Consider the following 19,246-nt stretch of genomic DNA (forward strand, 5'->3'; position numbering starts at 1 on the left):
GTCTGCTACCTGATAGGAGAGCAGCCGCGCCACACCGGGCGTCTGCGAAAGCGCGACGTTATTCGGAACCCACGCTCAAGCTGTTGTCTTGTTGCGGCCCTGGGCCTTGGCATGCTCCGGCGAGGATCGTCGCACACCGGGACCCGGATGCACATGAACGGCTTTGGCGGTCAGCGGTTCACCGCATTCCGAGCAGACCATTATGGGATCGAACATCTTCTTGCAGCTCTTGTGTTCGTGCAGCACCGGCCGACCGCGCGAGTCAACCATGTGAATGTTGCCCCAGTGCACGATCGACATGATGATCGGATAGAGGTCGAGTCCCCTCTGTGTCAGGATGTATTCGTGGCGCGTTGGTGATTCCTGATAGGGGACCCGGCGCAGAACCCCGAAGCGAACCAACTTCTTTAGCCGGTCGGCGAGCAAATGCCGGGTGATGCCGAGCGATGCCTGGAAATCATCGAACCTGCGGATGCGAAGAAAGCATTCGCGCAGGATGAGCAGGCTCCAGCGGTCGCCGATTACAGCCACGGTGCGGGCCAACGAGCATGGTTCGTCCTCGAGCGCGTCCCATTTCATCAATGTCTCCAATAGTCTGCAACCGCAAATACCCTTTTTAATTCTAAATCAGAACGTACGGATGTTCAACACATGTTCTGTCATATCACGTTCAAATCAACAAATCTCCCATTGACAGTTCTAAAATAGAACTCTATCGATACGCACGTTCAATATGGCGATGGGCGACCGCCAAATCGAAAGGAAGGCGCACATGGCTGCTCCGCTCAAGGTCGAATTTCACTTCGATTTCGGCAGTCCGAACGCGTATCTGGCCGAGCTCGCGCTGCCGGGGATCGAGCAGCGTACGGGCGCCAAGTTCGACTACGTCCCGGTCCTGCTCGGAGGCGTCTACAAGGCGACCGGCAACATGTCGCCCGCCGACTCGCTGCGCGGGATCAAGAACAAGCCCGACTACAACGCGCTCGAGACCCAGCGCTTCCTGCGCCGCCACAACATCACGAAGTTCAAGCTGAATCCGTTCTTTCCGGTGAACACTTTGATGCTGATGCGCGGCGTCGTCGCAGCCGATCTCGAGGGGCTGTTCGAGTCCTATTTCCGCGCCGCCTATCACCACATGTGGGTCGAGCCTAAGAAGATGGACGATCCGCAAGTCTTCCGTGATGCATTTCTGGCTTCCGGCCTCGACATTGATCGCCTCATCGCTCGTGCCCAGAAGGACGACGTCAAGAAGAAACTGATCGAGAACACCAATGGCGCTGTGGCGCGCGGCACGTTCGGCTCGCCGACATTCTTCGTCGGCAACGAGATCTATTTCGGCAAGGACAGCCTGCGCGACGTAGAGGACGAAATCGTCGCACAGCTGGCTGCTGGGCAGCGCAAGACCGCCTGAAAGTGCCCTAGCATCCAGACAAGCCGAGCGCGCAAGGGCCCTGCAACGGGAGTTGTGATTGGTGAGTTGGCAGCAGGCTGAAGCCGAGATCGTGAATACGTTGCCCCACCGCCTCCACGAGGTGAAGGACCCGTATGTTGCCGTCTCGCCCGACCGGACGGCGCTGATCGACGACAAGGCCACGCTGACCTATTGCGACTTCGATCGGGCGGTAGGAGGCGCGGTGGATGCGCTAAGGGCGCTCGGCATCCGCGCCGGCGATCGCGTGATGCTCGTGAGCGAGAACTCGATTCCACTCGCCTGTCTCCTGTTAGCCGCAAGCCGCCTCGATGTCTGGGCGATTGTTACCAATGCGCGCCTGTCGCCCCGCGAACTCGAGCTGATCAGGGATCACAGCGGCGCTAGGCGCATGCTCTTCACGATTGACGTCTCGGCGGAAGCGGCCGCGCATGCGGCGCGCTGCGACGCGCCGGTGCAGGATGTCGGGGCGCTCCGCGGCATTGGCGTTTCCGCGCTGAACCAGGTGACTAAGCCCGAGCCAGTCGAGGCCGACGGCGCACGCCAGGTCGCGGTCCTCATCTACACCTCCGGCACGACCGGAACGCCCAAGGGCGTCATGCTCACGCATCGGAACCTGCTGTTCTCGGCCAGGAGTACCGCGACCTTACGCAGCATGACGGCGGAGGACGTGCAGTATTGCGTGCTGCCGATCTCGCATATCGTCGGCATCTCGCTGCTGACGATGACGCTGATGGTCGGCGCGGTGACCCGGCTGGTCAGCAAGTACAGCCCGACCGGGCTCGCCAAGGCGCTGGCCGAGGAAGGCATCACGATCCTCAACGGCGTGCCCGCCACCTATCAGCGACTGCTGGAATACAAACAGACGGCGGGCTTGCCGAAACTGGAGCGTGGCGCGCTGCGGCTGATGGGCGTCGCGGGGGCGCCGCTCGATCTCGAACTCAAGGCGCGAGTGGAGAAGGAACTCGGACTTCCCCTGTTGAACGCATTTGGCATCACGGAATGCTCGCCTGGGATTTCCGGCGTTCGGCCGGAGGCGCCGCGCAGCGACAATTCGCTCGGTACCCTGATTTCGGGCATCGAGGCCCGAATCGCGGGGCGTGACGGCGCCACGGCGGCGAACGGCGAAACCGGCGAATTGCATGTCCGCGGGCCGAACGTGATGCGCGGCTATTACCGCGCGCCAGGCCTCACGGCGAAAGCGATCGATCCGGACGGATGGTTCAACACCGGCGACCTCGCGCGTTTCGAAGGCGATGCGTTGTTCATCGTTGGCCGCGCCAAGGAGATGATCATCCGTTCCGGCTTCAATGTCTATCCGTCCGAGATTGAGGCGGTGCTGAGCACGCATTCCGCCGTGGTGCAATGCGCCGTGGTCGGCCGGCCGGTCGAGGGCAACGAAGAGATTGTGGCCTTCGTCCAGCTGCTGAAGGGCGCCACAGCAACCGCGCAGGACCTCATGGCTCATATCGCGCCGCAGCTCACCTCCTACAAGCGACCGTCCGAGATCATCCTCATGGACGCACTGCCCGCTACCTCGACGGGCAAGCTGCTGAAACACAAATTGGCGGAGTCGCTGCGCAAATGAAGCGGGCGAGATCGCTTCACCCCCAGCAAATTCGGAGAAGACCCTTGCAGAAGAAAAACAGAACGGTCGCGGTGGTTGGCGCCGGCGATTTTATCGGTAGCGAGATTGCCAAGAAGTTCGCCTCGGAAGGCTTTACGGTCTTTGCCGGTCGCCGCAACGGCGCCAAACTCGAGCCGCTGGTCAAGGAGATCGAGGCTGCCGGCGGCGAGATCCATGCCCGTTCGCTCGACGCACGCAAGGAAGAGGGGGTCATCTCCTTCCTCAACGATGCCGACAAGCACGCGCCGATGGAGGTCTGCATCTTCAACATCGGCGCCAACGTCAACTTCCCGATCCTCGACACCACCGACCGGGTGTTCCGGAAGGTCTGGGAGATGGCGTGCTATTCGGGTTTCCTGGCGGGCCGCGAGGCGGCGCGGCTGATGCTGCCGCGCGGCGGGGGTAATATCTTCTTCACCGGCGCCACCGCGTCCTTGCGCGGCGGGAGCGGCTATGCCGCCTTTGCCAGCGCCAAGTTTGGCCTGCGCGCCGTGGCCCAGGCGATGGCGCGCGAATTGGGTCCGAAAAACATCCATGTCGCGCATCTCATTATTGATTCCGGCGTCGACACCGAATGGGTTCGGCAGCGCCGCATCGAGGCGCTCGGCCCCAATGCGCTGGACAATCCGGACCTGCTGATGCCGCCGTCGTCGGTCGCGACATCCTACTGGCAGCTCTACCAGCAGCCGAAGAGCGCCTGGACGTTCGAGCTGGAAATCCGCCCGTTCGGCGAAAAGTGGTAGGGAGCATCTGCGATGGAGCTCGCGCTTTCGCCTGAAGATGCCGCGTTCCGCGACGAGGTCCGTGGTTTTATCGCGGACAATTATCCGGCGGAGATGCGCGTTGCCAATCCAGAGACCGATTTGAGCAAGGAGCAGATGCTGCTATGGCATCGCATCCTGCACCGGAAGGGCTGGATCGCGCCGCTCTGGCCGAAGGAATATGGCGGACCCGGCTGGTCGATTACCAGGCGTTTCATCTTCGAACAGGAGACGACGCGAGCCGGCACGATGCCGCCATTGGCCTTCAGCGTCACCATGGTCGGCCCGGTCATCTATACGTTCGGCAATGAGGCGCAGAAGAAGAAGTTCCTGCCCCGCATTCTGTCGGGCGAGGACTGGTGGTGCCAGGGCTATTCCGAGCCGGGATCGGGCTCCGACCTCGCCACCGTCCGCACCAAGGCGGTGCGCGACGGCGACCAATATATCGTCAACGGTCACAAGACCTGGACCACGCTGGCGCAGCACGCCGACTGGATCTTTTGCCTAGTGCGGACCGATCCGGCCGCAAAACCGCAATCCGGCATCTCGTTCCTCCTGATCGACATGAAGTCGCCGGGCGTCACCGTGCGCCCGATCATCACCATCGACGGTTCGCACGAGGTCAATGACGTGTACCTCGAGAATGTCCGCGTCCCCGCCGAGAACCTGATCGGCGAAGAGAACAAGGGCTGGACCTACGCCAAATTCCTGCTTGGTAATGAGCGCACTAGCATGGCCGGCATCGGCCGTTCGACCCGTTACATCGAGAAGCTGAAGAAGATCGTGAAGGCCGAGATTCCGACTGACGATCCGGCGCATCTCGAATTTGTCAGGGACATCGCCCGCGTCGAGGTCGACGTGTTGGCGCTGGAGGCGACCGAGCTACGCGTCGTGGCGCAGATGGCGCGCGGCATCGATCCCGGGCCGGCGGCATCGCTGTTCAAGATACGCGGCACCGAGATCTTCCAGAACATCACCGAACTGACCCACCGCGCGATGGGCAATTACGGCCTGGCGATCCGCGAACATCCCGTCAGCGCTAACCGTTTCATGCCGGGACCGGACTACGGCCAAACTGCGTCGGAAAAATACCTGAACTCGCGCAAGCTCTCAATCTACGGCGGGTCAAACGAAATTCAGCGCAACATCATCGCAAAAGCGGTGCTGGGCCTCTAGGGCTCGGTAAACAGGGGAATCGGATGGATATCCAGTTCACGGAAGAGCAGGAATTATTGCGATCCAGCGTCCAGCGCCTGTTGCGCGACCAGTATGATTTCGACGCGCGCCGCAAGATTGTCGCGAGCGAGGAGGGTCTCGGCCGCAAACAATGGGAGGCGTTTGCCGAGCTCGGCTTGCTCGCCGCGCCGTTCTCAGAGGACGTCGGCGGTCTCTGCGGCGGGCCGCTGTCGACCATGATCATCATGCAGGAATTCGGTCGTCACCTCGTGGTCGAGCCATTTGTGGAGACGGTGGTGCTCGCTGGCGGCCTGCTCGAGTACACGGGATCCGAGGAGCAGAAGCAGGGATTTATCCCCGACATCATCGCCGGCAAGAAGACATGGGCGCTGGCCTGGACCGAGAAGGGCTCGCGCTTCGATCTCGCCAACGTCGCGACCACGGCGCGACGCGAGGGCGGGGACCACGTGCTGAGCGGCGAAAAGACTGCGGTGATCGCCGCACCCTGGGCGGACTATCTGATCGTCTCCGCCCGCACCTCAGGTCATCGTCATGATGGTAGTGGCGTCAGCCTGTTCGTGGTCGATCGCCGTGCCGCGAATCTCGACCTGCAGAGCTTCAAGACCATCGATGGCCGCCGCGCGGCCGAAATCAGCCTGCGGCACGTGCGCGGCCAGTTGCTCGGCAAGGAAGGCGAGGGCATAGCCGCGCTGGAGGCCTGCCGCGACCGCGCCATCGCCGCGCTATGCGCCGAGGCGGTCGGTGCGATGGGCGAAATGAATTCCGCGACGCTGGAATACGCCAAGACCCGGAAACAGTTCGGCACCACGATCGGCTCCTTCCAGGTGCTGCAGCACCGGATGGTCGACATGTTTATCGCGCATCAGGAAGCGCTTTCGCTGATGCAACATCTCAATCTCAGCTTGAGCGCCGGCGATGCCGGCCTGTCGCGGCTCGCGTCGGGCGCCAAGTCGAAGATCGGCTGTGCAGGCAGGTTCATCGCCGACCAGGCGGTGCAGCTTCATGGCGGCATGGGCATGACCGATGAATTGAACGTCGGTCATTATTTCAAGCGGATTTCTTCCATCAACATCCAGTTCGGCGATCCTGCGTTTCATATGCTGCGATACGCGCAGCTGGACGCGGCCGCCTGAGAAGAGGCAAGCATGACCACTGAAGCAGTTATCGTTTCCACCGCCCGCACCGGCGTCAGCAAGGCCTATCGCGGCGCGCTCAATAACACCGACGGCCCGACCCTGGCGGGCCATGTGATGGCCGAAGCGGTGAAGCGCGCCGGCATCGCGCCCGGCGAGGTCGAGGACGTGGTGATGGGCTGCGCCATGCAGCAGGGCACCATGGTGATGAACGTCGCCCGCAAGGGCGCGATCCGCGCCGGCCTCCCGGTCACGGTCGCCGGCACCACAATTGACCGGCAGTGCGCCTCCGGCCTGCAGGCAATCGCGGTTGCCGCGCGCTCGGTCATGCTCGACGGCGTCGAGATCGCGATCGGCGGCGGCATCGAGTCGATCAGCCTGGTGCAGAACGAGCACATGAACCGCTTCCACGCCGTCGACGACGAGCTGATGGCGATGAAACCGGAAATGTACATGTCGATGCTGGAGACCGCCGAGGTCGTCGCCGAGCGCTATAACATCGGCCGCGATCTTCAGGACGAGTACTCCCTTGAGTGCCAGCGCCGCGTCGGCGCCGCACTGCAGGGCGGCCGCTTCAACGACGAAATCGTGCCGTTCACGACCAAGATGGCTGTGGTTGACAAAGACACCAAGCAGGTTTCCTACCAGCAGGTGACCTTGTCCAAGGACGAAGGCCCGCGGCCTGATACGACAGCGGAGGGACTTGCAAAAATCAAGCCGGTGTTCGAGGGCAAGACCATCAGCGCCGGCAATGCCAGCCAGCTCTCCGACGGCGCCTCGGCCTGCGTGATCATGAGCGACAAGATCGCCGCGCGGAAGGGCTTGAAGCCGCTCGGCATATTTCGTGGCTTCGTCGCCGCCGGCGTCGAGCCGGACGAGATGGGCGTCGGCCCGGTTGCCGCGATCCCGCGGCTCTTGAAGCGGCACGGCCTCAAGATCGACGACATCGATCTCTGGGAGCTCAACGAGGCCTATGCGGTGCAGGTGATCTATTGCCGCGACAAGCTCGGCATCGATCCCGACAAGCTCAACGTCAACGGTGGCTCGATCGCGATCGGCCATCCCTATGGCATGACCGGCTCGCGGTTGACCGGCCATCTCCTGATCGAGGGCCGGCGGCGCAAGGCGAAATACGGCGTGGTGACCATGTGCATCGGCGGCGGCATGGGCGCGGCGGGTTTGTTCGAAATCCTCCACTGATCGGAAAACGGAGTTTTCACGTGAAGACAGCAATCACTGAACTGTTCGGCATCCAGCATCCGATTATCCAGGGCGGCATGCATTATGTCGGCTTCGCCGAGATGGCCGCGGCCGTGTCGAATGCCGGCGGTTTCGGCATCATCACCGGACTGACCCAGAAGACGCCGGAGCTCTTGGCCAGGGAAATCGCCCGCTGCCGGGACATGACCGACAAGCCGTTCGGCGTGAACCTCACCTTCCTGCCGAGCTTCACCGCGCCGCCCTATCCGGAATATATCGCCGCGATCAGGGAAGGCGGCGTCAAGGCGGTGGAGACTGCCGGCCGCAGCCCCGAGCAGTATATGCCGGCGCTGAAGGCCGCCGGCATCAAGGTGATCCATAAATGCACCTCGGTGCGGCATTCGCTGAAAGCCGAAAAAATCGGCTGCGACGCCGTCAGCGTGGACGGCTTCGAATGCGGCGGTCATCCCGGCGAAGACGACATCCCGAACATGATCCTGTTGCCACGCGCGGCAGATGAACTGAAGATCCCGTTCGTCGCCTCGGGCGGCATGGCGGATGCGCGCAGCCTGGTCGCGGCGTTATCGATGGGCGCCGCCGGCATGAACATGGGCACGCGCTTCATCGCCACCAAGGAAGCGCCGGTCCATTCCAACGTCAAAAAGGCGCTGGTCGAGGCATCCGAGCTCGACACCGTGCTGGTGATGCGCGCGTTCCGCAACACCGAGCGCGTGCTGAAGAACAAGGGTGTCGATCACCTGCTCGAGATCGAGCGCGAGAGGGGCGCCAGCCTCAAAATCGAGGATATCCACGAGCAGGTCGCGGGCGTCTATCCCAAGGTGATGATCGACGGCGAGATGGATGCCGGCGCCTGGAGCTGCGGCATGGTGGCCGGGCTGATCTACGACATCCCGACGGTGAAAGAACTGATCGACCGCATCATGGCGGATGCCGAGCGGCTGATCCGCGAACGTCTGGCCGGATTCCTCGACGGCGTTGAGCAGTCAAAGGAGATGAAAGTCGTATGAGGTGAGCCGTTCGCGGCGTTCGTCGAACGGCGACCACCCAGTTTTTCGAAACGGATGGCCTGGAGAGGCAAAGCGCGCGGCTCGAACCGGCGCAAAGGGAGAAAGACATGAGTATCAAATTCGGCTTCGCAGCCGCGTGTGTGGTTACATCGCTGCTCGTATCGCCCGCGCTGGCTGCCGACGAACCAGGCGTGACCGCGACGGAAATCAAGGTCGGCGGGATATTCCCGTTCAGCGGTCCTGCGTCGTCGATCGGCCTGGTTGGCAAAGGTGTGGTGGCCTATGTGCAGTCGATCAATGACCGCGGCGGTATCAACGGCCGCAAGATAAACTACATCGCGATGGACGATGCCTACAGTCCGCCAAAAGCGGTAGAGCACGCCCGCAAGCTGATCGAAAGCGATGAGGTATCATTCATCTTCAGCCAACTCGGCACCCCCGGCAATTCGGCGACGGCCAAATACCTCAAAGGCAAGGGCGTTCCATCGATCGCGATCGTCAGTGGTTCCAGCAAATTCACTGACATCGTCGAATATCCGCTGACAACGACCGGTCTGGTAAGTTACCAGACCGAAGGAAGAATTTACGCCAAATTCCTCGACAATGCGTTGCCCGGAGCAAAATACGCGATTCTCTTTCAGAACGACGACCTCGGCAAGGATTACGTCAGCGCCTTCAAATCGTTCTTGAAGGGGGAGTTCGACAAGCGCGTTGTCACTGCAGCCTATGATGTGACCGAGCCAACCGTGGACTCCCAGGTCGTCAATCTCAAGAGCTCGGGCGCCGAGGCACTGTTTATTGCAGGCACGCCGAAATTCGCCGCGCAGGCCATCCGAAAGGCGGCCGAGATCGGCTGGAAGGCCAAGATCATCATCAACTTTCCGTCGGGTTCGATCGGCGGCACGTTGAAGCCTGCCGGTCTGGAGAATTCCACTGGCGTCATCGTCGGTACCATTAACAAGGACCCGACCGATGCGAAGTGGAACGACGATGAAGGCGTGCGGGCTTACAAGGCGTTCTTTGCCAAGTACCTGCAGGGCGCTGACTTCGAGAATACCAGCTATCTCACCGGCTATATGCAGGGCATGATCCTTGAAGCGATACTAAAGCAGTGTGGCAACGACCTTTCGCGAAAAAACATCGTCAAGCAGGCGAAGTCGCTAAGTCATGTCGTGCTCCCCACGGCGTTTCCGGGCATCGAGGTGAATACCAGCGGGTCCAGCAACATGATCTGGAGCCAGATGCAGTTGCAGCGGTGGAGCGGCAGCAGCTGGGCACCGTTCGGCGGGGTTTTGGATGCCAGTTCCGAATGATGCATGAGAGGACGGGGAGCCGTCTAGCACGGTCGCCTTCATCCCGCGATTACTGCCGTGAACGGAGGACCAGCATGACTAAAATCGGTTTTCATCAGTATCCGCCGATGGATCAGGTGATCTTCGGCAAGCCGGCGGGCCAGGCCTTGTGCGAGGAGGCCGAGCGGCGCGATGCCAAGCGCGTCTTCCTCATCGTCAGCAGAACGCTGAACACGCATACCGACGAGATCGAGAAGATCCGTAAAGCGTTGGGTGGCAGATATGCCGGTACGTTCGATAGCGTCCCGCAACATACGACGCGAGCGTCGGCAGTGGAGGCAACCGCGCACGCCGCAGAGGCGAAAGCGGATTTGATCGTCGCCGTGGGGGGTGGATCCGTCGTCGATGCGGCCAAGATCGTCTTGATGTGTCTTGAACACAATATCACCGACGAATCCGGCCTCGATGGATTCGAACTGGTGTCGACGCCCGAGGGGCCGCGGCCCGGTCCATTTCGCGCTCCGAAGGTGAGGATGATCGCGATCCCGAGCACGCTGTCGGGTGGCGAGTATAATTCAGGGACGCTCGTTACGGACTCGCGCAGGAAGCTGAAGCAGATATTCAGCCATCCATTGATGATGCCGCTGTCGATCATCCTGGATCCGGAGATCACGCGGCACACCCCGCAGACCCTGTGGCTCGGATCAGGTACCCGCGCGATGGACCACGGGATCGAAGCGGTTTGCTCTCCGAGGGGCAACCCGCTAGTGGAAAGTGTGTGCCTGCGAGGCCTGCGGTATCTGTACGACGGTCTGCAGGCCACCAAGGAAAACCCGAGCAATTTGGAAGCACGGCAATTTTGCCAGCTCGGCTCCTGGATGTCTGCCTTCGGGCTGCAATGTCGCGTTCCCATGGGGGCCAGCCATGCGATCGGGCACGTGCTGGGCGGTACCTGCGATGTTCCGCATTATCTGTGTACGGCGGTCATGATGCCGAGCGTGCTAAAATACAATCAGCCCGTGACGGACGAGGCCCAAAGGAAAATCGCCGAGGCGTGGCGCGCGCCGCCGGACGCCAGGGCCAGCGACATCTTCGCCCAGTTCATCGGTCGATTGGGATTACCTCGCCATCTCTCGGAGGTCGGTGTGACCAAGGAGAAGTTTGAACTGATCGGTCGCAATGCGATGCTGTCGGTCTTCACCCGAGCCAACCCACGGGTCATCAAGGGTCCGGAAGATATCGTCGAGATTCTTCAACTTGCCGCATAGCGGCGGTTGCGGTCCGAGGGGCCAGACACGCGGACCCCCTCGGCAATCAATGAACAGGTTAGATCGTTGGACAGGAGCAAGCGCCGCATGACTCGTCACGAATCTCCAGCTGTCCCTGAAGGCATCCGATTCGCGCCGCGAGAGGTCGGGATCGAGAAGCGCCCTGACGGAACGCTCGTACTGCGGTCCCCGATCGGGTTCGAAAGCCCGCGATGGTCGATCCTTGATTTTATCCCGGAGTGGGCGGAGAAGGCGCCGCAGCGCGCTTTTCTGGCCCAGCGCGGCCGCGACGGCGAGTGGCAGAGGATTTCCTATGCTGAACTCTGGCAAAGGGTGCAGTCGGTTGGGCAGGCCATGATCGATCTGGGCGCCAGGCGCGGCGACAGGCTTGCCATTTTGTCCGGCAATTCGATCGAGCAGGCAATCGTCATGTTCGCGGCGATGTCGGTCGGGGTCGTTGTAGCCCCGATATCTCCCAACTACTCGCTCATGCCGGGCGGCCTGGCTCGCTTGCAGGATATCGCAACGCTGCTTCGGCCCGCCTTCGCTTTCGTGCAGGATAGCGAGACCTATTCGGGCGCACGCAAGATTCCGGAGCTTGCGTCCGCGACGTGGATTGCGGCGGATCAGAAGGCTGGATCCGTGTCGATTCAGTCGCTTTATTCGACGCGTCCCGGCGCGGAGTTCGAGCAGGCCTTTCGTTCGATCGACCGGGAAGCCGCCGCCAAGATCCTGTTCACCTCGGGTTCGACCGGGCTTCCCAAAGGCGTGATCAACACCCACAAGATGATGGCGAGTTCGCTGCAGATGGGGGCGTTGCTCGTATCGCCGCGTGAAGCGCCGGTGCAGGTCGAATGGCTTCCGTGGCATCACACCATGGGAAGCAACGTCATCCTGCACGGCATTCTGAAGCATGGCGGCACGCTTTACATCGATGAGGGGCGTCCGGTCCCGCAATTGTTTCACAAGACGATTGCCAATTTGAAGGAAATATCGCCCACGGCCATGTTCAACGTGCCGGCGGGATACACGCTATTGTGCGAGGCGCTGGAAACCGACCAGGATCTGCGAACCAATTTTTTCCGGCAGCTCGACCGCATGAGTTACGCGGGCGCTGCGATATCACGGACCACGCTGGACAAGCTCTATCAGCTGGCGAAGGCATCGACGGGCAGGCCTATTCCGGTGATGTCGGGTTACGGCACCACCGAAACGGCGCCCACGATCGCCACCACGCACTGGGCAACCGACACGCCGGGTGAGTTGGGACTTCCGGTGCCCGGGGTGGAATTGAAGCTCATCCCCGCCAGCGACACCTATGAGGCCCGCGTGCGCGGCCCCAATGTGACGCCGGGCTATCTTGGCCGGCCGGATTTGACGTCGGCGGCCTTTGACCATGAAGGTTTCTACCGGGTCGGCGACACCGTGTCGTTCATCGATCCTGCCAACCCGAACCGCGGCTTGCGCTTCACCGGCAGGGTTTCCGAAAACTTCAAGCTCGCCAACGGGACATGGGTGGCTGTCGGCAATCTGCGCGCCGCGGCACTGGCCGCCACCCACGGTGTCTTGCGGGACGCCGTCATTGCCGGTGAAAATCGTCAATCTTGCGCCGTGCTGGGCTGGTTGAATCCGGTCATGGCTAGGAAGCACGCCACCAATGCCGACGGCGATCTCAATTGCGACCCGGGCGTGATCGCATTTCTCCAACAGTGCCTTCGGCTTTACAATGCCGGTGTCGGAAGCAGCGAGCGCATCTGCGCCTTCACGCTCCTTGACGAGCCGCCCTCGCTGGCGGCCGGCGAGATCACGGACAAGGCCTACATCAATCAACGCGCCGTCCTGATCAATCGGGCACCGCAGATGGAACTGATCTATTCGTCCGAGCCGTGCGGCCAGGTGATCGTCATTTAGGAGATTGTGTGAGGTTGCGACTTCGGTGGATTCAAAACGGGAGTGATTGAAATGGCAGAAGGTCGGATCGAAATCGACACCGGAACCAGCGAGCTGTTGTGCGAAATCCGCGACCGCGTCGCGCTGATCACGCTCAACCGCCCCGAGGCGCGCAACGCGCTTTCTGATCATCTCACGCCCGCCTTGCGGCGCATGATCAAGCAATGCGGCGATGACCCGAACGTCGGCGCGCTTCTGATCACAGGCGCGGGCGCTGCCTTTTGCGCCGGCGGCGACGTCAAGGGAATGGGTTGCAATTCGAACAAGGCCGACATGGCGTTTGAAGATCGCGTTGCTGATCTGCGAACCAAGCAACGCACCTTCACCGGGGCTCTGGTGGCGGTGAGGAAGCCGACGATTGCCGCGCTGCCGGGACCCGCGGCCGGCGCCGGGATGGCGCTTGCGCTTTCGTGCGATATCCGCATTGCCGGCGGCAGGCTGCGTTACGTCCGCACTATCAAAAGCGCACTACACGCGCAGGAGCAGCGTGCTCGCCGGCCGTTCAGGTGCGGGGACACTATGCTCGGTGCCGCGCGCAGTGCCGAAAACCTAAGTCGGAATAATCAACTGCACCCGGTTGTATTCCCGCACTTATATTATTAGTGCGCAAACATTCGTGTGTATGTAGAGGCATTTAGGTCTCGGCATATTTCTCCACGATATTCCGACTTCCTGTAAGTCGGAATACGCTGTCCGGCAAAGATGCTCGGCTCACGCAGGGATCAGGACGTCTGCCCCCGCGCCGGGGTTTCTATTTTTGGGTCGCAGATGTCAGCGGAATGGAGAAAGAGCCCGTCCGGCCATACCTTCGACGCCGACGTCCTGCGTCTCGATACGTTTTACTATCAGGACGCCTGGCGATGGTGCGTTACAGACACCAGCGACGTCGTAGTGGCGCAGGGCGTCGCGGACGACAAAGAGGACGCCAAGGCGAAAGCAGTCGCATGGGCACGCGAACGCCTTACCACGGCCTTGCGGCAGCTTCCCTAAGACGCGCCTGATCGATGCGCGCCGATGTCTCGAGATTGTAGTGGGGCCCCGGAGCTTCCGAACGACCTCCAAGTATATCCCACCGTTCTGCGCTCGTCGGCGTACGGCCGCTGCAAGGCTTCCTGCATTGTCTCCGGTAGCCCGACGATGATGACCTGCTGTCGGGCGCGCGTGACCGCGGTGTAAAGCCACGACGGATCGAGCAGCCGGCTCGGTGGCAAGGCGACAATGACGTAGTCCGCTTCCGAACCCGGGGCCCGGTGGCAGGTCAGCGCGTAGCCGAGCGACAGGTCGACCAGATCCTCGGCCGGGAAGACATGTTCGTCTCCGTCGAAGACGGCGGTGAGACACTGCGGGATCTGGCCGGGATGGACGAAGTTGACTACCAACCCACCCCGATGCGCTGAGATCGCGCTCGTCAACGCGAACTCCTGTTCCCCCATCACCTGCGCAACGTGCTGGTGACGCTGCGGTCGAGCGCGTTTTCGAACGAATGTATCCCGGGTAGCGGAGGAATTGCTCCGGAGCTGACTGTCGGGTTCTGAAGCTGAAGCGGTAACCATCGCCGCTCGCCGCGAATCCGCGCCCCTTTCCAGTTTCCGGCCAATTGTTTATATTTACCACCGAAAATCGCATTTCATCGAGAGCAACCTGTGTCCAGCATCGTGACCATTGCCGAGAGGAAGGCCCGTGAGACCGCAAGGCGTCGCGCCGCGGCCGACCTTGTCATGTCCGAGATGAAGGCATTCGGTACTGAACATGGCGGAAGGTTTCTCATCTTCGGCTCGGCTGCCGAGGACAGGATGAAGTTCGACAGCGACTTGGACGTTGTCGTCGACTTCCCGGCCGAGCGGGAATTGGAGGCATACGACTTCGTCGAGGACGCCTGCCGCAGGCAGGACCTTCCGGCCGACATCCATCTGAAATCCACCTCCAGCAATGGATTTTTGGATCGCATCCGCAATCACATGGTCCAGGTGCCATGAGAGACTCCAGGTGGACCGACGTCGACAGGGACATCGACCTTGCGCTGAAGCACTTCGGCATGGCTGACCGGATCTTCCAAGCCGACGGCTTCGACGCGCCCGATCTGGATGGCTACAAGAGCTCGACTTCCTTCATGCACGCGATGGGGGCAGGCTACACGTCGGTCGAGAATGCCTTGAAGCGCATCCTTGACATCCTGGGCGAGACGCCGCCCTCGGGCGACGCTTGGCACAGGGATCTCATTGAACGCGTTTCGAGGCCCATGGGCGGAAGCAACGCGAGGCCTGCTTTTTTTGACGACGAAATGCGGCGCGACCTTCTCGAATGCCTGAGGATGCGCCACCGCGTCCACCACAGCGACTATGATTGCGGCACCGGGCATAGTTCATCCCCTACGCCTTCTTCAAATCATTGAAATTGCTACCTCCGATTTTCGCGCTTTGACGTGGGATAAACGTTGCCGGGCAAAGTACGTCCTCTAAAGCTGACCCCGGCGGGCATCGCAAAATGGCGGAAATTCCGCTATTTCGACTGAAAAGCCGCCGAATGACGGCGCGGAAGCGGCCCATTTTCCGGCGCGGGTCGCGCAAACTTCATGGCCCTCTTCACCATAGCCTCGACCGTCCACCGATCCGCAGCGACGTTCGCTTCCGCATGTGTGGATATCGATAAACTCCCTTCGGCACCGCCGCGGCGCCAGCTTCGAGTTCTCGATCATTAGCGGCTCAACCCGGGGGTGGGGCCGTGGTCCTGCGCACCGGAAACGCGGACGCCGAGGCGGTTAAGAAGCCGATCCATGGGGATGTAGTCCAGCGGCCATGGAAGTGCTTCGACTATGACGATCTATGACCTTCCTCCTTGCCAATATGGGCACTATATTGTGCATAGTCACACGGAGGGTAACATGAGCAACGGAGCAACCAGCAGGCAGCCGCTTCCTCCGCCAAGCCGGAGCGAGGCAGTTCGCTTTTCGATTGCCTCCACGATCATGGAAGGGCAGTCGGTCAGCGAGGATATGGAGCGGTTGCTCCACCAGTGGAAGGAAGAAGCGATCGACGACGACGAACTGATGCGTCGCGCTTTAGAGCCCGAACCTGCACTGGCTGACGAACCCGTCTACACGCCAGGTGAGTGATCCATATGTCCTCCCGAACGGGACTCTGCGAAATCGGTTCGGAGTAACTGACCAGGCCGAACTGGAAGCGCAAGAGAGCCGGGCAGTTTCGGCGCGGCAAACGCTTCTCGATGCGCATCCATACTCAGGTTCATTCGACTTCGCGTTCCTTTGCAGGATCCATCGCTTTTTGTTTCAGGACGTCTTTGACTGGGCGGGCGAGCCTAGATTTCATGATGCGAGCCGAGGGGGCCGACAACGAGTGGATCGCTGTCGGCCATGCGGATGACACCCCGGAAGATGCGGTCTCCGGAGAGCCTCTGTCCTTCATCAGCCGACGCTGGTGAAAGGATGCTCGCGAACCACGTTGCACCCCGAGCTGCGCGGACGGGTAACGACCGAGACGGCCGGCGAGGCCGACGTCCATTTCGATCGCTTCCGACATCACGCGCCCGTGAGCTGCATCGAAAGCAGGCGGCGCTGACTCCATAGGTCGCAGCTGCTTGCTGCAAGCTGCTGCATGCGCGCGACACCACGGCGCTGCCGCTGCACAGTCCTGTCTGAAGCGAAGGCCCCGCCGTTACCGGCGGGGCCTTCTGTAGGTGCACTGTACGTAGGCTTTCATGCCTAGTGTGGATGATTTTTCCGAACGACACGGTTCCAAGCAGCGCCGAAATCGTCAGCAGCATTCTGGCGCCCAACGGCCAACATAAAGCAGTTATGTTTTTTCTGGGCGGACCCGGCTTTGCACCTGGATCGCATGAATACGTAGGGGTTATTCCAACGGCACAGGCCGACGTCACTGCTTGGGCCGACCGCAATAAGGTTTTCAAATCAGACTGTATGGCGCTGGGCCAGACCTACGATGAGATGAGAAAGAGCGTGGTGTGGAAATCGGCCCAAGCCCTGCAAATTATTTTAAATCCAAATCGAGGATGCGCGATCAATCTAAAAGATTACACTTTAGAGCAAGCGATACGTGTCCATTACGTTGTTCCGTCTCTCGGATAGCTGAGAGATGCCTACCGCCATAGTAGCCGGCGGCCAGCACGGCGTATCTGAGGCGCGCGAGCGATCTGGAGACCGGCCTCAACGGCGTGAAGGTCATTCCGACATGACGTCGGCCACGGCGCCGCATTTGCCATCGCCGACAAAGGGTTTAACTCAGGCGTTGCCTTTCGGCGCGCGCGTGAGCAGCGTGTCGAAATCGAGCTTGCAGTATTCGACAAGCCGAAGTTGGCCGGCGAAGACAGATCGGACCACGGCGTCATAGCCATATCCGCCGAGGGTCGATTTCTCGACGAGTTCGCCAATACTAGCCTGGCCATTCATCTTGCGGATGACCTTGGCGAGGGCCGCGTCGTTCTCGGCACAAAGATCGCGAGTCTCCATGTTGACGGCTTGCACGTTAAAGAGATTGACCCGGGAGAGCTTCTCCTCGGTGATGAGGACGAGGAAGTCCGCAACCGAGGGCGAGATCTGTTCGGCTACGAGCTCGACGATACGGTCGATGCCAGATACCGCAATCAATGCGGACGGCTTGACCGCGGCAAGCAAACGCTTGCCGTCGGTAGTGGTGAAGCGGAAATCGAAGATGTGCCGGCGCTTGCGGCCAGCGTCGTCGATGTAGGTGATCGCGGGCGGCTGCTCGGCGACTTCGAGGATATCCGGTCGCAGCCTGCCAACCACCAAGCAGCAGCGCTCGAGAGCGCCCTCGTAGCAGACCTGGTGTAGGTCGAAGGTACGCAGTGGTAAGGCAGAATGGATGCTCATAACCTCCACCTCTTTTCAATCCGAGGCGCGACCGTAGCTGAATCAAAATGGCTCGCCGCTGACTGTTCGCGTCGAGCCATTTTGCTTTTCACTCACCCCCCTACGAAAGTAGCGGGCGAACTATTAGGGGACGTACTATGGTCGGCGCTGCAACGTCTTTTGGGGTGCGTTACAGTTACAGAACTGTCATCTGCAACCTGTTGTGGAACCACTCGTATCGCACTTCATGCAGGTCCCATTCCGCACCAGCGTGGAATGCCGCCCTCGCTGCACATCTCGCTTTAGCAGTAGTTCGCCCCGGCGAGCCGGGTTTGGTCCAAGTTACGCTTCGCGCTTCTCGGCTGGCGAAACCCGTGCTCGGGCTCCGCGGTTTTCAGCGCGGTCGCGGCGTCGCCGTGGCGAGGAGGGCGGTCGGGCCGGAGGAGGGGCGATCGCGGTGAAGTTGCCAAGTCAGCGGTTCAAATCCAACGAAATGCCCGTCGCTCCCGACCGTGTGTGCCCGATACGCAGCTTCACGCCGCTCGGAGCCAGCCCCAATCGGGCGGCCACTCCGGGCAGGTGTCGCCGATCGAAGCGAGCACGTCCCGCACCTCCGCGACCGCCGGACACCTTCAGGGCGGGTCCACATGCCTCAAAGGGCGTTACACAAGAAAACCCCAGCCGTTGCCGGCGGGGGTTCGTAGTTTTTGACCAACACTGCACCCTGCGAAAGTAGGGGACGTATTATTAGGGCACGAACTATGCCCGGGCGCCGCACTCCCTGTGTCCCACGCTACGAAGGAGGGGCACGCTGCCTTCTAGCCGTCCGGTACGCGGCGTTCGTAACGCTCTTATGGGATGTTTGACGCACTTTATGAGATGCACGACAGCAGATAGTCGGGCGGGAACAGCCCGCCGCTACGGTGAAGCTGACGTACTGTCGCTGGGACAGGCGCTTGCTCACCCGTTTTCTGTGGAAAACGGATGGCATAGAATACCGAACTGCCCCGGCCTATCAATGCGGGGAGTCAGTTCTTGCGAATCCGAGTCAGTTCTGTTGCGAACCGACACATGACTGATTTCATTGGTGGGCCCGGCAGGACTCGAACCTGCAACCAGACCGTTATGAGCGGCCGGCTCTAACCATTGAGCTACAGGCCCCGCCGCCGAGCAACCGCGCGCGGGAGGGAACGGTGCCGACACCCCTTACAATGTGGCTGGCAAAACGGGCGGTCATCAAGGCGCCTGAGCAACTCCCGTTGGGCTCTTTCTAACTGGTCAAGTCGGCCTTCCAGCAGATCGACGATATATTCGCCGGACGGCTGATCGTAGCCAAGTCGACATCGCTCGATGTTCGACATGACTCTAGGCACGGGAACGGACGCACGCCGCACATCATGATGACGACGGAAATGATCGGCGCAGGTCAATCGCGCCCATCGATCCGGCGATCTTTCGGGAAGATTATATCGGCAGTAACGAGGCTCCCGTTCAAGAATTCCCTTGGTGCGCGCGCTC

The 19,246-nt window shown here is 61.1% G+C and carries 18 protein-coding genes, 1 tRNA gene and 1 pseudogene; 16 read left to right on the top strand and 4 right to left on the bottom strand.

Translation table 11 applies throughout. The features are described from left to right. Positions 1–75 precede the first annotated feature (75 nt). Entirely contained in the window at positions 76–579 is a 504-nt protein-coding gene (locus tag B5527_RS03055; RefSeq protein ID WP_079599969.1) for a winged helix-turn-helix transcriptional regulator, read from the bottom strand. A 193-nt stretch (positions 580–772) separates the two neighbouring features. On the opposite strand from B5527_RS03055, the gene B5527_RS03060 reads away from it, so the two are divergent. From B5527_RS03060 to B5527_RS03115, 12 genes and pseudogenes are all read left to right on the top strand, one after another. Continuing rightward, on the top strand, positions 773–1,411 hold the full coding sequence (locus tag B5527_RS03060) for a 2-hydroxychromene-2-carboxylate isomerase (protein WP_079607020.1): 639 nt from the start codon (positions 773–775) through the stop codon (positions 1,409–1,411). Positions 1,412–1,472: 61 nt separating this feature from the next. Then, complete coding sequence (locus B5527_RS03065) at positions 1,473–3,017, top strand: class I adenylate-forming enzyme family protein (RefSeq protein WP_079607021.1); 1,545 nt, start codon at positions 1,473–1,475, stop codon at positions 3,015–3,017. A gap of 44 nt (positions 3,018–3,061) precedes the next feature. Next, entirely contained in the window at positions 3,062–3,799 is a 738-nt protein-coding gene (locus B5527_RS03070) for an SDR family oxidoreductase (protein WP_079599970.1), read from the top strand. 12 nt (positions 3,800–3,811) lie between these two features. Continuing rightward, positions 3,812–4,993, top strand: a complete 1,182-nt coding sequence (locus B5527_RS03075) for an acyl-CoA dehydrogenase family protein (RefSeq protein ID WP_079599971.1) — start codon at positions 3,812–3,814, stop codon at positions 4,991–4,993. 23 nt (positions 4,994–5,016) lie between these two features. Continuing rightward, a complete protein-coding gene (locus tag B5527_RS03080; RefSeq protein ID WP_079599972.1) occupies positions 5,017–6,147 on the top strand; it encodes an acyl-CoA dehydrogenase family protein in 1,131 nt (376 codons plus the stop codon). Positions 6,148–6,159: 12 nt separating this feature from the next. Further along, positions 6,160–7,347, top strand: coding sequence for an acetyl-CoA C-acyltransferase (locus B5527_RS03085; RefSeq protein ID WP_079599973.1), 1,188 nt, complete (start codon positions 6,160–6,162; stop codon positions 7,345–7,347). Between the two features lie 20 nt (positions 7,348–7,367). Next, positions 7,368–8,375, top strand: coding sequence for an NAD(P)H-dependent flavin oxidoreductase (locus tag B5527_RS03090; RefSeq protein ID WP_079599974.1), 1,008 nt, complete (start codon positions 7,368–7,370; stop codon positions 8,373–8,375). Between the two features lie 107 nt (positions 8,376–8,482). Further along, on the top strand, positions 8,483–9,688 hold the full coding sequence (locus tag B5527_RS03095; RefSeq protein WP_079599975.1) for an ABC transporter substrate-binding protein: 1,206 nt from the start codon (positions 8,483–8,485) through the stop codon (positions 9,686–9,688). Positions 9,689–9,795: 107 nt separating this feature from the next. Further along, positions 9,796–10,935, top strand: a complete 1,140-nt coding sequence (locus B5527_RS03100; protein ID WP_245332691.1) for an iron-containing alcohol dehydrogenase — start codon at positions 9,796–9,798, stop codon at positions 10,933–10,935. Positions 10,936–11,022: 87 nt separating this feature from the next. After that, positions 11,023–12,846, top strand: a complete 1,824-nt coding sequence (locus B5527_RS03105; RefSeq protein ID WP_079599977.1) for an AMP-binding protein — start codon at positions 11,023–11,025, stop codon at positions 12,844–12,846. Positions 12,847–12,897: 51 nt separating this feature from the next. Continuing rightward, positions 12,898–13,314 (top strand): annotated as a pseudogene (locus tag B5527_RS03110) (enoyl-CoA hydratase-related protein); the annotation flags it as partial. Between the two features lie 339 nt (positions 13,315–13,653). Then, the gene (locus B5527_RS03115) at positions 13,654–13,875 is read left to right on the top strand and encodes a hypothetical protein (protein WP_154071979.1); all 222 of its coding nucleotides are present in this window, start codon (positions 13,654–13,656) and stop codon (positions 13,873–13,875) included. Here B5527_RS03115 and B5527_RS46070 read toward each other — a convergent pair. Further along, positions 13,872–14,297 carry an ATP-binding domain-containing protein gene (locus tag B5527_RS46070; RefSeq protein ID WP_245332487.1) on the bottom strand — a complete coding sequence of 142 codons (426 nt, stop codon included), beginning with the start codon at positions 14,295–14,297 and terminating at the stop codon, positions 13,872–13,874. The two genes, B5527_RS03115 and B5527_RS46070, sit on opposite strands and share 4 nt — an antisense overlap. Before the next feature lie 243 nt (positions 14,298–14,540). Between B5527_RS46070 and B5527_RS03125 the strand changes: the two genes are divergently transcribed. The 4 genes from B5527_RS03125 (at position 14,541) to B5527_RS03135 (ending at position 16,987) form a co-directional block, all read left to right on the top strand. Continuing rightward, positions 14,541–14,861, top strand: coding sequence for a nucleotidyltransferase domain-containing protein (locus B5527_RS03125; protein WP_154071980.1), 321 nt, complete (start codon positions 14,541–14,543; stop codon positions 14,859–14,861). Between the two features lie 59 nt (positions 14,862–14,920). Beyond that, the gene (locus B5527_RS03130) at positions 14,921–15,277 is read left to right on the top strand and encodes a hypothetical protein (protein ID WP_154071981.1); all 357 of its coding nucleotides are present in this window, start codon (positions 14,921–14,923) and stop codon (positions 15,275–15,277) included. 489 nt (positions 15,278–15,766) lie between these two features. Beyond that, positions 15,767–15,997 carry an antitoxin VbhA family protein gene (locus tag B5527_RS43380; protein WP_154071982.1) on the top strand — a complete coding sequence of 77 codons (231 nt, stop codon included), beginning with the start codon at positions 15,767–15,769 and terminating at the stop codon, positions 15,995–15,997. Between the two features lie 615 nt (positions 15,998–16,612). After that, entirely contained in the window at positions 16,613–16,987 is a 375-nt protein-coding gene (locus B5527_RS03135; RefSeq protein WP_079599982.1) for a hypothetical protein, read from the top strand. A 153-nt stretch (positions 16,988–17,140) separates the two neighbouring features. On the opposite strand, the gene B5527_RS03140 is transcribed toward B5527_RS03135, so the two are convergent. Beyond that, complete coding sequence (locus B5527_RS03140; protein ID WP_079599983.1) at positions 17,141–17,749, bottom strand: TnsA endonuclease N-terminal domain-containing protein; 609 nt, start codon at positions 17,747–17,749, stop codon at positions 17,141–17,143. Positions 17,750–18,813: 1,064 nt separating this feature from the next. After that, positions 18,814–18,889: transfer RNA gene (locus tag B5527_RS03145), tRNA-Ile, on the bottom strand. Positions 18,890–19,246: the final 357 nt, after the last annotated feature.

The sequence above is a fragment of the Bradyrhizobium erythrophlei genome, from assembly GCF_900129425.1.
In the GTDB taxonomy this organism is placed as follows: domain Bacteria; phylum Pseudomonadota; class Alphaproteobacteria; order Rhizobiales; family Xanthobacteraceae; genus Bradyrhizobium; species Bradyrhizobium erythrophlei_C.